The 13,048-nt window shown below is 52.5% G+C and carries 14 protein-coding genes; 6 read left to right on the forward strand and 8 right to left on the reverse strand.

The annotated features are described in order from the left end of the window. Nucleotides 1–659: 659 nt before the first annotated feature. Nucleotides 660–1,289, forward strand: a complete 630-nt coding sequence (gene rcsA, locus IMQ33_RS12370; RefSeq protein WP_173409065.1) for a transcriptional regulator RcsA — start codon at nt 660–662, stop codon at nt 1,287–1,289. Between the two features lie 170 nt (nt 1,290–1,459). On the opposite strand, the gene dsrB is transcribed toward rcsA, so the two are convergent. From dsrB to IMQ33_RS12385, 3 genes are all read right to left on the reverse strand, one after another. Next, the gene (gene dsrB, locus IMQ33_RS12375; RefSeq protein ID WP_021180904.1) at nt 1,460–1,660 is read right to left on the reverse strand and encodes a protein DsrB; all 201 of its coding nucleotides are present in this window, start codon (nt 1,658–1,660) and stop codon (nt 1,460–1,462) included. 245 nt (nt 1,661–1,905) lie between these two features. Then, complete coding sequence (gene cspE, locus IMQ33_RS12380; RefSeq protein WP_004946278.1) at nt 1,906–2,118, reverse strand: transcription antiterminator/RNA stability regulator CspE; 213 nt, start codon at nt 2,116–2,118, stop codon at nt 1,906–1,908. Nucleotides 2,119–2,405: 287 nt separating this feature from the next. Continuing rightward, the gene (locus IMQ33_RS12385) at nt 2,406–3,302 is read right to left on the reverse strand and encodes an ion transporter (RefSeq protein WP_226906510.1); all 897 of its coding nucleotides are present in this window, start codon (nt 3,300–3,302) and stop codon (nt 2,406–2,408) included. Nucleotides 3,303–3,473: 171 nt separating this feature from the next. Between IMQ33_RS12385 and IMQ33_RS12390 the strand changes: the two genes are divergently transcribed. After that, nucleotides 3,474–3,683 (forward strand): hypothetical protein, encoded by a 210-nt coding sequence (locus IMQ33_RS12390; RefSeq protein ID WP_021805739.1) that lies wholly within the window; start codon nt 3,474–3,476, stop codon nt 3,681–3,683. 137 nt (nt 3,684–3,820) lie between these two features. Then, the gene (locus tag IMQ33_RS12395) at nt 3,821–4,828 is read left to right on the forward strand and encodes an NAD(P)H-quinone oxidoreductase (protein WP_065683345.1); all 1,008 of its coding nucleotides are present in this window, start codon (nt 3,821–3,823) and stop codon (nt 4,826–4,828) included. 123 nt (nt 4,829–4,951) lie between these two features. On the opposite strand, the gene IMQ33_RS12400 is transcribed toward IMQ33_RS12395, so the two are convergent. Both IMQ33_RS12400 and IMQ33_RS12405 read right to left on the reverse strand, forming a co-directional pair. Then, complete coding sequence (locus IMQ33_RS12400) at nt 4,952–5,341, reverse strand: YidB family protein (RefSeq protein WP_021180899.1); 390 nt, start codon at nt 5,339–5,341, stop codon at nt 4,952–4,954. An 85-nt stretch (nt 5,342–5,426) separates the two neighbouring features. Next, complete coding sequence (locus IMQ33_RS12405) at nt 5,427–5,675, reverse strand: GlsB/YeaQ/YmgE family stress response membrane protein (protein ID WP_021805741.1); 249 nt, start codon at nt 5,673–5,675, stop codon at nt 5,427–5,429. A gap of 525 nt (nt 5,676–6,200) precedes the next feature. Here IMQ33_RS12405 and IMQ33_RS12410 point away from each other — a divergent pair. After that, complete coding sequence (locus tag IMQ33_RS12410) at nt 6,201–6,617, forward strand: VOC family protein (RefSeq protein ID WP_065683344.1); 417 nt, start codon at nt 6,201–6,203, stop codon at nt 6,615–6,617. Between the two features lie 45 nt (nt 6,618–6,662). On the opposite strand, the gene IMQ33_RS12415 is transcribed toward IMQ33_RS12410, so the two are convergent. After that, the gene (locus IMQ33_RS12415) at nt 6,663–6,860 is read right to left on the reverse strand and encodes a hypothetical protein (protein WP_074031581.1); all 198 of its coding nucleotides are present in this window, start codon (nt 6,858–6,860) and stop codon (nt 6,663–6,665) included. Between the two features lie 126 nt (nt 6,861–6,986). Between IMQ33_RS12415 and IMQ33_RS12420 the strand changes: the two genes are divergently transcribed. After that, entirely contained in the window at nt 6,987–8,543 is a 1,557-nt protein-coding gene (locus tag IMQ33_RS12420) for a GGDEF domain-containing protein (protein ID WP_196061895.1), read from the forward strand. A gap of 2 nt (nt 8,544–8,545) precedes the next feature. Here the strand turns inward: IMQ33_RS12420 and IMQ33_RS12425 are convergent, their stop codons facing one another. Both IMQ33_RS12425 and paaZ read right to left on the reverse strand, forming a co-directional pair. Next, nucleotides 8,546–9,655, reverse strand: a complete 1,110-nt coding sequence (locus tag IMQ33_RS12425) for an AAA family ATPase (protein ID WP_196061896.1) — start codon at nt 9,653–9,655, stop codon at nt 8,546–8,548. 60 nt (nt 9,656–9,715) lie between these two features. Then, nucleotides 9,716–11,788, reverse strand: a complete 2,073-nt coding sequence (paaZ, locus tag IMQ33_RS12430; RefSeq protein ID WP_196061897.1) for a phenylacetic acid degradation bifunctional protein PaaZ — start codon at nt 11,786–11,788, stop codon at nt 9,716–9,718. A 318-nt stretch (nt 11,789–12,106) separates the two neighbouring features. Here paaZ and paaA point away from each other — a divergent pair, with 318 nt between their 5' ends. After that, the gene (paaA, locus tag IMQ33_RS12435) at nt 12,107–13,045 is read left to right on the forward strand and encodes a 1,2-phenylacetyl-CoA epoxidase subunit PaaA (protein ID WP_065683339.1); all 939 of its coding nucleotides are present in this window, start codon (nt 12,107–12,109) and stop codon (nt 13,043–13,045) included. Nucleotides 13,046–13,048: the final 3 nt, after the last annotated feature.

The following is a 13,048-nucleotide window of genomic DNA, read 5'->3' on the forward strand; positions in this document are numbered from 1 at the left end:
GCATCTAGCAGCATTTCGTTGTCTCTGCGCAGTAAGATACGTCAGGAAAATCGATATGTCGCGGATAAGTTATTCACTGACGAATAATTAACAAATGAAATAATTTAACATTGTTATTGAATTAACGACCACATGGTTAGCAGAACTACTTATTTTGACTTGATTCCGATCATAAGCTCCTTCCTCAAGCGCATGAAAGTAACTAAGAATCGTTACCATTTGAGCCAATACATTGATACAATCAATTGAATAAGCATACTTAATGGCGTTTAGTGATGAATCAGCAACTACACTATCAGTCACAAAACCGCCAACTCTGGCGTCATTACGAGCTATAAGAGGCTCTTAAGAATCATCTGATTAGCGGGAAATAGTACCACGATGAAAATAGCTAACCATAGCAGCAAATTTAAGGCTGATTACCCGGCGTCCACTGATAATTTCCAGCCGCAAAATCGCCACAGCATAATAAGTCGACTTAAGCTAAACTGATGCTTTTGGTAGATTAAAAAATATAATTCGAAAAGACGTTGAGTCATGCCGGTTTTATTGATAGAAAGTTGCATTCATAAGATGTGATTTTTTTATAACTTTTAGCCTTTTATCTTCGGGCTTTTGTTTTTATAACCGCGTGGAAACGGACTTAAGTGGGAGGCTCTATGCCAATAATCATTATGGATTCATGCAGTTACACTAGATTAGGATTAACCGATTACCTGACGTCGCACGGGGTGAAAAAGCGTCAGATTAGCGCTGTCCATCATATCGACGGCCTGCATGAGAAGTGCGCAAAACTTAAGCCTAATATGGTATTCCTGAATGAAGACTGCTTCATTCATGAAGCGGATGCGACAGAAAGAATAAAACGCGTGATATCTCTTAATCCCGATACTTTATTCTTTATTTTCATGGCCATCACCAACGTACATTTCGACGATTATTTATACGTCCGCAAGAACGTGATCATCTCGTCAAAATCGATTAAACCGCAAACCATGAGTCAGTTGCTCAACCACTACCTCGAAAGAAAGCTGGTTCGCCCGGAAAAAAGCTCGCTGGATCAGACACCTGTCACACTAAGCCAAACCGAGTCAAACATGCTGCGCATGTGGATGTCCGGCCAAGGCACCATCCAGATCTCCGATCAAATGCAGATCAAGGTGAAAACCGTCTCTTCCCACAAGGGAAACATCAAAAGAAAGATCAAAACCCACAACAAGCAGATCATCTACCATGTTGTCCGCCTGACCGACACGCTTACCAGCGGCATTTTCGTCAACAGCCGTTGATTAAAGCGACAGCAGAACACGTTGGTTTAGAGTACGACAGAAAAACGCCCGTTTTCAGCGGCATGCTGCCGCTACGGGTATTTTGGCAAGTTTTCAACACCGCGTAACTGTGCGGCCAGGTTTCAGCCCACCAACCAGACCGGCGGCAAGCTGTTAATTGCGGCAAAGATTTAATCCTGTTCAGCGCTACGCAGTTCTACAAAGGTGCCATCGCGGCTATCGATCTCATTGAAGAACCACACGCCCGCCGGGTAATCTTCCAGTGACACCAGATACATCGTGCCTTCATTAAACACTTCAACTTCCAGCACTACCCCTTCCCGACGAGGGCCGCCATCGGTCTTTACCGTCACCAGATCGTTAACTTTCATGCTCTACCTCGTTATTCATTCCGGATATCAGTCTATTACAGCTGACGAAAAGAACCCACCATTGCGTAATTCGTTGCCCCTCTGAGCCATCTTATGACGATGACTATTAAAGCTTAGCAGAATGTCAGGCTGATCTTTCAGAGCTCCTGGCACACCACCGTGAACGGTTTTTCCGCCCACTGGCTCAAATCACAGACACAAAAAAACCCGCCTTGGCGGGTTTTTGTTAATCAGCGAGAGGCCGATTAGATAGCGGTAACGTTAGCCGCTGACGGACCTTTAGCACCGTTCTCGATAGAGAACTGTACGTTCTGGCCTTCAGCCAGGGTCTTGAAGCCTTGATCCTGAATTGCAGAGAAGTGTACGAACACGTCTTTGCTGCCGTCTGCAGGAGTGATGAAACCAAAACCTTTAGACTCGTTGAACCACTTCACTTGACCTTTGATCATGTTAGACATGTTGAATTCCTTCAATAAAAAATTTAAGCCACCATGGGCATGAAATAGCCGGTCATCAGTTACTTATGGAGGCACTAGAAAGGAAATTCGTCAGTGAAGAGCTATCAAGGATAACGCTTTAAATTTGAACTACTTTACTCAAAATGTCGTGCATAAATAGGTCTGTACCACAGGCCGAGAATCATTAACTCATGTCGGGCGTATAATAGCAACTCTTTTTATCTCGTGAGGCTGGAAAGGGGGATCGAACGCACATAATTTGCTCCCCGCTGGCGAAATTATCGGCGTTATCTTGCGGATTTCACTGACAATGGTGGCAACGCCGCGCCACAATATTTACAAAACTTCGCCTCGGCTTCATGCCCGCCACGGTCGCATTGTGCACAATGGCGCTGTTCCCGATAGCGCTGCATCTCCTGCGACATGTAGGCGGTCAGGATCCCCGTAGGCACCGCAATAATCGAATACCCTACCAGGATCAGCACCGAAGCCAGCATCCGCCCTAATGGCGTGTGGGGCACAATATCGCCGTAGCCCACGGTGGTTAACGTGACTACCGCCCAGTACATCGATGCACCAAGGCTGGTAAATCCACCACTGCCGCCTTCCACCGCGTACATCAAGCCACCAAATACGCACAGCATCACGCCGACAAACCCAAAGAACAGGGTCAGCTTGTGGCGCGCCAGCTTGATACTGCGCCAGACAATGCTCATCTCACTCATGTAGCGCAACAGTTTCAACACCCGCAATACGCGCAGGATCCGCAGTACACGCAGCAGAGCGATATACTCCACCGCCATATGCGGAAATATCCAGATAATATACATCGGCAACATCGTCAGCAGATCGACGATGCCGAAAAAGCTGATGGCATAGCGCTCTTTACTCGGGGTGCACCACAGCCGCAACAGATACTCCACAGTAAAAAGGGTGGTGAAAAAGACCTCCGCCAAAAACAGCTGATAAAGCACTTGAGCATTGGGGGTATACAGCGAACTGCCGCCGGGTTCGATAAACAGCAACAGCACACTAAGCAGCGCCGTGCTCACCCAGAATAGCTGCATCCTGCGTCCAGTACGGCTTTGATTGCTGAACAACAGCTGATAGCTACGCTGGCGCAGGGTCTGTTTTCGCACTTTGTTGGTCATAATCCAATGTCTGGTCAATAGGTTTGCGCTCATACTAAATCCGAACCTGCGCACCACCAAATTTAACCCATGACAGGATCATGAGAAAACGGGCGCCAAGCCGCAAAATGACCCTGCGTCATATTTCCATCACAAAAATGTCACAATCCAGCCATATGATGGCTAGCGATTATCCGCTCCGGGTTAACACCAAGGATTTCGCCTATGAACACCGTAAAAGCCATTAATCACCAGCAGGCAGAGACGCTGATCCGTTCAGGATCGGCGAAAAAGATTGAGCTGGCCTATGACATTGACAGCGACGATTTTTTCCAGCTCGCCAGCCTGTGGTGCGATCAGGGTGCCAAGATTTCCAAAGGCAAAAAGCACTTTATCGTCTCGCTGAAAGGTTTTCGTATTCCGCCAAACGACTGATCCTCGGCCCCCTCTGCGGCGGTATCTCTGCTTGTCTAGACAAAACCGCCCTTTCGCACACATGCCAACTCTGTTATCCCTATATGATAATCCAGCCGGGAATACCCCGAATACGCAGATTGATCAAGGAGAACGGCATGTCAGCCAACGCACAACTACCTGAAAACATGAAGGTCATCGAAATCAGCCAGCCGGGCGAACCAGAGGTTCTGGTGAGTGCGGAGCGCCCTTTGCCGGTATTGGCCCAGGGTGAAATACTGGTGAAAGTCGCTGCCGCCGGCGTCAACCGCCCAGATGTTATGCAACGCCGTGGGCAATACGCTCCACCTCCGGGCGCCTCGGACATTCCCGGGTTAGAAATTGCTGGCACGGTGGTGGCCGTTGGCGTTGGGGTACAACGCTATGCCCCTGGTGATGCCGTATGTGCGCTGATCGCCGGTGGGGGCTATGCCGAATACTGCAAGGTGCATGAAAGCAATGCGCTGCCGGTCCCTCAAGGCTTCAGCATGATAGAAGCCGCCGCCATGCCAGAAACCTTCTTCACCGTTTGGGTCAACGTATTTCAACGTGGCCACCTTCGGGCCGGGGAAACCGTGCTGATCCACGGTGGCACGTCTGGCATTGGCACGGTTGCTACCCTGTTGGCCAAAGCCTTCTGCGCCTATGTCATCACTACCGTTGGCTCTGAAGAGAAGCGTGAGGCCAGCCTGGCGTTGGGTGCCGACGTCGCCATCAACTATCGCACCGAAGATTTTGTCGAGCTGACCAAAACCGCCACCAATGGGAAAGGGGCCGATGTCATCGTCGATCTGATCGCGGGGGATTACGTGGAGAAGAACTACCGTGCCGCCGCAATGGACGGGCGTATCGTTCAGATCGGCACGCAAAACGGCGTAGTGAAAGAACTGAACCTGATGCCATTGCTGCTTAAACGCCTGACCCATACCGGCTCAACGCTGCGGGCGCGCAGTGTGGAAGATAAAGCCCAGATCGCTGCCGAACTGGAGCTGAAAGTGTGGCCGTTGCTGGAACGCGGGGAGTTAAAACCACAGATTTTCCAGACGTTCCCATTGGAACAAGCCGCGCAGGCCCATGCCTTGATGGAGTCCAGTGCGCATATCGGTAAAATTATGCTGACGCTGTAATGGCAACCCTCCGGCCAGAAACCGGAGGGTTAGGCTGTGTCCCTTAATTGACCGTGGTGCCTTGCAACGCGTCCAAATGACCTCCAGCGGCACTCACGTGCAATTAAGGGACACCGCCTCATATCAGCCGAACAGTTTACCTTTCAGCAAATCCATCCCGGCGCTCATCAGATCGCCGCCCTGCGGTTCCTGACCATTGGGTGACAGTTTGTCAGTGATCATCGGCAAATACTGGGCAATCAGGGCAGAGGCCTGCGCCGGATCGATACCCAATTTGCCAGCCAGTTGTGCAATGGCATCGGTACTTAACGCCTGCTCAACGTGTTCACCACTGATTGGCTGATTTTCACCCGTCCCGATCCAGGAGGCGACCACGTCCGCCAAATTTCCCTGGCGGAATTTGTCCAGGATGGCCGGCAAGCCCCCTTGCTGTTCAACCCACTGCAAAATGGCGCTGTAATCCATTCCTTTGCCACCGCTCAATGCCCCGACTAACCCATCCAGTAATCCCATCGCTATCCCCTTCTCAAACGCTGTACGTTTGTCGCATTTAAAAGAAAAGGGCCGCCGCAGCGACCCTCTGTTGATCGAACCCGGCTTAGCTTCTGATCTTTCTGTAAACAAAAAGCACCACCAGAGCACCGATAACGGCAACCACAAAGCTGCCCAGGTTAAAGCCATCAACCCGGCCCATACCGAAGAAGGTACTGATATAGCCGCCGACAACCGCACCCACCACACCCAGGATCACGGTCATGATAAAGCCGCCGCCGTCTTTACCCGGCATGATCCACTTGGCCAGAATACCGGCGATTAACCCAAAAACGATCCAGGAAATGATACCCATTTTGACTCTCCCTCATTGACCCGTTGTCTAAACTTGCTGGCAATGCCATTATCAAGACGTTCTCCGTCAGCGACCACCCGCTGACAGAATTAACGCCTCTGTACCTTACTACTATAGTCAAAAATCAGCGGGTTACCTACCTCTTGTAGTCTGAAAAACGGCGCATGAAAATTGTGCAATTTTCATCCAGCTGTCATATTGTGTGGCGATAATCAGCTATACTAAATAATGCTCAACTGAACTTCGACCGAGGATAGCGCCATGAGCAACCCCCCTTTCATGCTGTTTTTGGTTTTGGTTTATACCTTGGCCGCCGTGTGGGATGGTTCCGCTGCGCAGTTGTTTATGTAAGCCGTCGGCCAAGCAGTCATTAACCATTCCTGACCAAGGCGTTCTTATTCTCTTTCGGCGCTCCTCGGCCCCGCAATCAAGCGGGCGCAGCATACAGCGCTCCTTAGGTCGAACATCTTCACCCCCCTACAAATTCAGCAACCTTGCAGGGCATGGGATCCAAGAGGAAGAACTATGTTGATTCAACCCTATCTGTTTTTTACCGGTAACTGTGAGCAAGCGGTGAATTTTTATGCTCAGCAGCTAAACGGCAATATAGAAATCATGATGCGTTACAAAGATATCCCGACAGAAGAGCAGCAGAATGGTCCGCCCAATGCCGATCCTGACGCGATTATGCATGCCAGGCTGGTGATCGGGGATAACGTGATTATGGCATCGGATGGGTGCCCGGCCGACCCTACTGGCCCGGCACATAGCGGTTATTCACTGTCGATCCGCAGTGAGAACGTCGAGCAAGGTCGCGAGGTATTTAACCGGCTAGCCCTGGGTGGCAGCATCACCATGCCTTTCCAACCCACCTTCTGGGCCAAGGGCTTTGGCATGCTAACCGATAAGTTCGGTGTCAACTGGATGGTCAACGTCGAGTAGCCACATGATGCAGTGCCTTGCTGTGAGGGTAGGCACTGCCCAGCGCTACCGATGCCAGCTAGAAGCCACCAGAGAGAACAAGACAAACAACACCAGCAACAAAACCAGAGCCAACCGCCAGAACGGTGTTTTACGCCGCTGGTAAGCGATAATCATCAACCCGGCCAGCGCCAGGAGCGTTAACGGGTAATATACCGCCAGCATCAGTAAAACCTGCATCATAGCGTCAGATAGTGCTGCCATGCGCCTCCCCGGCACCAATTTATGCTGAACATATCCTGGAAATATAACGGGACATGCAAGATGGAAATAGAAGGGTTAAGATTGTTCGCAATACCCGTCCCCAACTGATTCCATGACAGGAATGCTATGCCAGCACCCCAGCTCCCGCCCCAAAAACAGCCATTACCCGGGAAAAACAAAAACTCGCCGTTACTCTATCAGGCTGGCGTGTTCGTTATTATCGTCGTGCTTACCCTGATCATGTTCAACGCCTGGCAAATCTGGAACGCTCATCATCGCAACCTGCAAATTGCCGAAAATGATTCGCAGAATCTGGCCCGATCGCTGGCACAGCATGCCGAAGATACCTTTGCGCAGGTAGACAGTAACCTGGTCGATCTTAGCGAACGCATTGAAACCGATGGCTTAGGCCAATCCCAGCGTTTACGCCTGCAAAAAATCATGCAGAGCCAGGCCAGTAACTTTCCGCAACTGCATGGCAGTTTTGTCTATGATGCCCAGGGTAACTGGATCCTGACGTCCAACGATAAACCCCTCAGCCATACCAATAATGCCGACCGGGCGTACTTTAAATACCACGTCACTCATAACAATAATACGATTTATATCGGCGAGGTGATCCGCAGCCGCTCGACCGGCGATTTGGTTATCCCGGTGTCACGCCGCCTGAACCATGCGGACGGCAGCTTTGCCGGCGTGGTCATTTCGACGCTGTATGTCGATTATTTCCGCCAGTTTTACAACACCTTTGCCCTTAACAACGACGCCTCACTCAGCCTTATACTGGCCGACGGCTCCATTTTGTACCGCCGCCCTTACAATGAGGATGCCATCGGGAAAAACATCTCCCACAGCATTTTTTTCCGTGAAGTTCTGCCGCACTCGTCCTTTGGCAACGTCACCATGGTCTCGCAGTTTGACAATGTAGAAAGGGTTTATGGCTATTCGCGGGTGGAGCGTTATCCGCTGGTGATCACCGCCGGGCTGTCGAAAAAAGACGTTCTGGCCGACTGGCGTAACGATGCGTCACTTTTTGCACTCGGTGGAGGAGTCCTGCTGTCCATACTGCTGGCCCTGGGGTTGGTGTTGATACGTCAGATTAACCAAAGCGTCCAAACCGAAGTCGAACTGGTACGCACCCGTGATCAACTGACGCTGATGAACCACACGTTGGAAGAACTGGCTTTGCTAGATGGCTTGACCGGCCTGGCCAATCGCCGTCAGTTTGATATCGCGCTAAAAAACGAAATGACACGGGCGGCGCGCAACGATCGCAGCGTAGCCCTGTTGATGCTGGATATTGATTATTTTAAACAGTTTAACGATATCTACGGCCACGTGGCTGGGGATCAGTGTTTGCAGCAGTTGGGCCGCATGCTGCAAGGCATGGTCAACCGCCCTGGCGATCTGATGGCGCGTTACGGCGGTGAGGAGCTGGCAATTATTCTGCCGGATACCGATCTTCAAGGCGCAATCGCCTTTGCCGAACGGGTTCTGGAGGGCATCCGGCAGTTGAAGATCGCCCACACAGGCAGCCCGCTGGGGATTATCACCGCCAGCATTGGTGCCAGTGCTAAAGTCCCGCATCCGTATAACGATACGCCGCTGAGCCTGGTCAACCTGGCGGATAACGCCCTGTATACGGCGAAAAAAAGCGGTAAGAACCGGGTTTGCAGCCTCTAGGCTCAGACTTGTTGCGCAACCATGGTTTCACCCTGCTGTTGAGTGAGCTGGTAATGCCTAACGGCACAATGCTCGGCAATCAAATCCGCCAGTAACGGAGAATGGCTGGTCACCCACAGCTGGCTGTAACGGCTGGCTTCAGCAATCAGTTGTGCCAACGCGGGCAACAAATCTGGGTGCAGACTGTTTTCCGGCTCGTTCAATGCCATAAAGGCCGGAGGTCTTGGGCTGAGCATAGCCACCGCCAGGCACAGAAAGCGCAGCGTACCGTCGGAGAGTTCTGCCGCTTCAAGCGGCCGCAGGATCCCCTCACGATGCATCAACAGTTCAAAACGCCCCTGCGGTGCCTGCACCTCAAACTCAGAATCAGGGAATGCCCGCCGCAGAATGCCGCACAATAAATTACCATTGCCAATCTCGATGATGGTCCTGAATGCCGCCGCCAGATTACTACCATCGTGCGCCAGCACCGGGGCACGAATACCAACCTGTGGGACACGCAGCGGTGAACCCGGCCAAACCGCAAACTCATGGTAAAAACGCCATTGCCGCAGAATTTCCCTGGCCTGTGATAACTCGGGATAGAGATGCGGATCGGACAACTGACCAAATACCGATTCTTCCGCATATAACGCTCCGGCGTAAGCCGCCCTTTCCCCCTGAATATTGGTGAGAAATGCGGTTTGATTAACGCGTTCCAACAGACGCATCGAATTCCGACGCCTATGCCCACTCAGCCACAGCGACTCCTGCTTGACCAGTGGATCCAGCGTAAATAGGCTTGGCTCGGAACTATTATCGGGAGGGGGAAAACCAAGCTGGATTTCATAATCAAAATCCTCCAGGGTGGCCGAAAGGATCATCCGTTTGGGATCGCCGCGTTTATCGCCCAAGCGTGCTCCACCCGCCCACATCGCATTTTGTATGCCCCCCTCTTCTGCCAAGGCGAGCGAAAGCCGCCCACTGGCTGCTTCATGGATTAATCGCACGGCTTTGTACAGATTGGATTTACCACAGCCGTTTGGGCCGCTGATCACATTTACACGGCCAAGAGTAAGCTGCACATTACGGATGGAACGAAAACCATTGAGGGTAAGCTGTTGAATAGTCATGGGTAGATCATTTCAGCAAATAATGGGGCATCTTAACATGATGCCCCCGACGATCCAGCCTTAGTGCACCGTGTTGAAATCCCCTTCCTGGCGCGCCACCAGCGTTAGAATGCTATACAGCGCCACGGCCTGCTGATGCTGGTTAAGCACCTGTACATCCCAGACCACCACGCCATGCGGACGATCCTCAGCAGTTTTTTGCGGCTTGCGGATTTTCTTTTTACAGGTCAACCTCACCTGAATGGTGTCGCCAATTTTCACCGGCTCGATAAAACGCAGGTTTTCCATGCCGTAGTTGGCAATCACCGGCCCGACGCCCGGATCGACAAACAGTCCGGCGGCGGCAGAAACCACAAAGTAACCGTGGGCCACTCGCTCACCAAACAGTGACTCTGCCGCGCCGATCTTGTCCATATGCGCGTAGAAATGGTCGCCGCTCAGGCAGGCAAAGTTGACGAGGTCGGCTTCGGTAATGGTACGGCGGGCGGTCAGCAAGCTTTCGCCAATCTGCAACTGCTCAAAGTATTTGCGGAACGGGTGTACCTGTTCCTCCACCACGTCGGCACCCCGGACCCATTCACGGCTGATGGCCGCCAGCATCGACGGGCTGCCCTGGATCGCCGTGCGCTGCATATAGTGTTTTACCGCCCGTAACCCACCAAGCTCTTCCCCGCCGCCAGCTCGCCCTGGCCCGCCATGCACCAGCAAAGGCAATGGTGAGCCGTGGCCGGTCGATTCCGTAGCCGCATGGCGATCCAGCACCAACATACGGCCATGGGCGCAGGCGGTTGCTCGAATAAACTGTGAAGCCAACTCCGCATCAGCCGTCACCAACGATCCGGCCAGGCTACCTTGCCCCAGTAACGCCAATTCAATGGCCTGTTCGGTAGTTTGATAAGGCATCAGCGTCGCCACCGGGCCAAACGCCTCGGTACCATGTACGGCCTGATGGCGGAACGGATCGGCACAGTACAGCAGAGTGATCGGATAAAAAGCGCCTGATTGCGCGCCATCGCCTACCACTTCTAACTTATCCAGCGTTGCGCCGCAGAGTGGTTCACAGCCATTGCGCAGCAGGAATTCCACCTTTTGCTGCACGTCGTCGCGCTGTTCCTGATTGACCAACGCCCCCATCCGCACCTGCTCCAGCTGTGGATCGCCAATCTTTACGCCAGCCAGGCGCTGCAACAGCGCTTGCTGTACCTCGGCAATGCGTGCCGCCGGAACGATAATGCGCCGGATAGCGGTACACTTTTGCCCCGCCTTGCTGGTCATTTCGCGGCTGACCTCTTTGATAAACAGCGCAAACTCTGTCATTTCTGGCGTCACATCCTCCCCTAGCACGCAGCAGTTAAGCGAATCGGCTTCCATGGTAAAGGCGATGGATTTTTCCAGCAGGCGCGCGTGGGAACGCAGTTTCTGCCCAGTTTGCGCCGAGCCGGTAAAGGTGACCGCATCCTGATAATCGAGGTGATCGAATATATCGCCCACGCCGCCGCAGATCAGTTGCAACGCCCCTTCAGGTACCAACCCGCTGTCGATAATCAGCTTCACCATCGCCTGGGTTAGCTGTGCCGAAGCGGTGGCGGGTTTGATGATGGCCGGCATGCCCGCCAGCCAGGTAGGTGCCAGCTTCTCCAGCATTCCCCAGCAGGGGAAGTTAAAGGCGTTGATATGCAGTGCGACACCGGGGCGAGAGGTCAGCACATGGCGTGCGGCAAACTGCGACTGCTTGGAAAGTGGGATCAGCTCATCTTCCGGCCACAGCGTGTCGTCCGGCAGTTCGCGCCCTGCCAATCCCGCATAGGAGAACAGCGTGGAGATACCGCCTTCTATATCCACCCAGCTGTCATTACGCGTAGCACCGGTTTGATAGGAGATCTGATAAAGCGCTTCTTTATTAGCCAGCAGGTGTTTAGCCACCGCTTTCATCATCTGAGCGCGCTGCTGAAACGTCATCTTTGCCAGCGCCGTGCCGCCCAGCTTGCGGGCATAGCTCAGGCTGGCGGCCAACGGCAGCCCGTCGGAGCAGACCTGATACAAAGGCTCGCCGGTAACGGCATGCTGGATCTCGCGGGCTTGACCCTGGCCGTACACCCAAGCGCCAGAAAGGTAACTGGTTAACTGCTGCATTTGCTCCTCCGGAATTCATAAATAGACACCATTAAGATTAATGATGTATCACATAAATTCCACTCCGCGCCAGGTTAAAATTTAACAAAAGCAAAACAAAATCATCAAACCGCTGAGTTAACACCCGCGTTATCGATAAACACTAAAAATAAATAACAAACAAAATCAATGTTATAACAAAATACATTGTGATACTCATCGCAAAACCACAGTATTTGCATTTGATCTTGTTGTTATCAACTTGTAGCTTTACGGTTAGTTAAAGTGATTCACATTTTTGATATTAATGTGAAAAACATGAATCACCAAGAGGCAAGCATGACAACTGACGCACAATTTCAGCAGCACTTTGACGACAAGATCGCCGCCGATATCTCCATCGAAGCCAAAGACTGGATGCCGGATGCCTATCGCCGCAATCTGATCCGGCAAATCGGCCAGCATGCGCATTCCGAGGTGGTCGGCATGTTGCCAGAAGCCAATTGGCTGACCCGCGCCCCTTCCCTGCGGCGCAAAGCGGTGTTACTGGCGAAAGTCCAGGATGAGGCTGGGCACGGCCTTTATCTGTACAGCGCGGCGGAAACCCTCGGCTGCACCCGACAGGATATCTACCAAAAGATGCTCGCCGGTCAGATGAAATACTCCTCCATCTTCAACTACCCAACGCTGAACTGGGCTGACATTGGCGTGATCGGCTGGCTGGTCGACGGTGCCGCCATCGTCAATCAGGTAGCCCTATGCCGTGCCTCTTACGGCCCCTATGCCAGAGCGATGGTGAAAATCTGTAAAGAAGAGAGCTTCCACCAGCGTCAGGGCTATGAAGCCGTGATGGTGATGGCCCAGGGCAGCGAAGCGCAAAAGGCCATGCTACAGGACGCCATCAACCGTTTCTGGTGGCCAGCGCTGATGATGTTTGGCCCCAACGATAGCGATTCCCCCCACAGCGCGCAGAGCATGGCCTGGAAGATCAAACGCCACAGCAATGACGAGCTGCGGCAGAAGTTTATCGACAACACCGTACCGCAGTTGGAAGCCCTGGGCATGACCGCCCCCGATGCCGATTTGGCATGGGATGAGGCCAGCGGACATTACCGCTTTGGCGAGATCGACTGGGCAGAGCTGCACGAAGTGATCCAGGGGCGTGGGCAGTGCAACCACGAACGTCTGCAAGCCAAGCGTAAAGCCTGGGACGACGGCAGTTGGGTACGGGATGGTGCCATGGCACATGCCAGCAAACGCGCGGCAAATGCAGCTTAATCG

Origin of the sequence: Serratia sp. Res13-Sevr-LER1-36-b (assembly GCF_015673035.1) — a bacterium.
GTDB lineage: Bacteria > Pseudomonadota > Gammaproteobacteria > Enterobacterales > Enterobacteriaceae > Chania > Chania fonticola_C.

Coding starts and splice junctions, on each gene's coding strand:
- IMQ33_RS12405 (WP_021805741.1), bottom strand. CDS start 5,675: ATGGGTATCATTTCCTGGATCGTTTTTGGGTTAATCGCCGGTATTCTG.
- paaZ (WP_196061897.1), bottom strand. CDS start 11,788: ATGCAGCAGTTAACCAGTTACCTTTCTGGCGCTTGGGTGTACGGCCAG.
- IMQ33_RS12410 (WP_065683344.1), top strand. CDS start 6,201: ATGTTGATTCAACCCTATCTGTTTTTTACCGGTAACTGTGAGCAAGCG.
- rcsA (WP_173409065.1), top strand. CDS start 660: ATGCCAATAATCATTATGGATTCATGCAGTTACACTAGATTAGGATTA.
- IMQ33_RS12420 (WP_196061895.1), top strand. CDS start 6,987: ATGCCAGCACCCCAGCTCCCGCCCCAAAAACAGCCATTACCCGGGAAA.
- IMQ33_RS12400 (WP_021180899.1), bottom strand. CDS start 5,341: ATGGGATTACTGGATGGGTTAGTCGGGGCATTGAGCGGTGGCAAAGGA.
- IMQ33_RS12415 (WP_074031581.1), bottom strand. CDS start 6,860: ATGGCAGCACTATCTGACGCTATGATGCAGGTTTTACTGATGCTGGCG.
- IMQ33_RS12425 (WP_196061896.1), bottom strand. CDS start 9,655: ATGACTATTCAACAGCTTACCCTCAATGGTTTTCGTTCCATCCGTAAT.
- paaA (WP_065683339.1), top strand. CDS start 12,107: ATGACAACTGACGCACAATTTCAGCAGCACTTTGACGACAAGATCGCC.
- IMQ33_RS12385 (WP_226906510.1), bottom strand. CDS start 3,302: ATGAGCGCAAACCTATTGACCAGACATTGGATTATGACCAACAAAGTG.
- IMQ33_RS12395 (WP_065683345.1), top strand. CDS start 3,821: ATGTCAGCCAACGCACAACTACCTGAAAACATGAAGGTCATCGAAATC.
- IMQ33_RS12390 (WP_021805739.1), top strand. CDS start 3,474: ATGAACACCGTAAAAGCCATTAATCACCAGCAGGCAGAGACGCTGATC.
- cspE (WP_004946278.1), bottom strand. CDS start 2,118: ATGTCTAACATGATCAAAGGTCAAGTGAAGTGGTTCAACGAGTCTAAA.
- dsrB (WP_021180904.1), bottom strand. CDS start 1,660: ATGAAAGTTAACGATCTGGTGACGGTAAAGACCGATGGCGGCCCTCGT.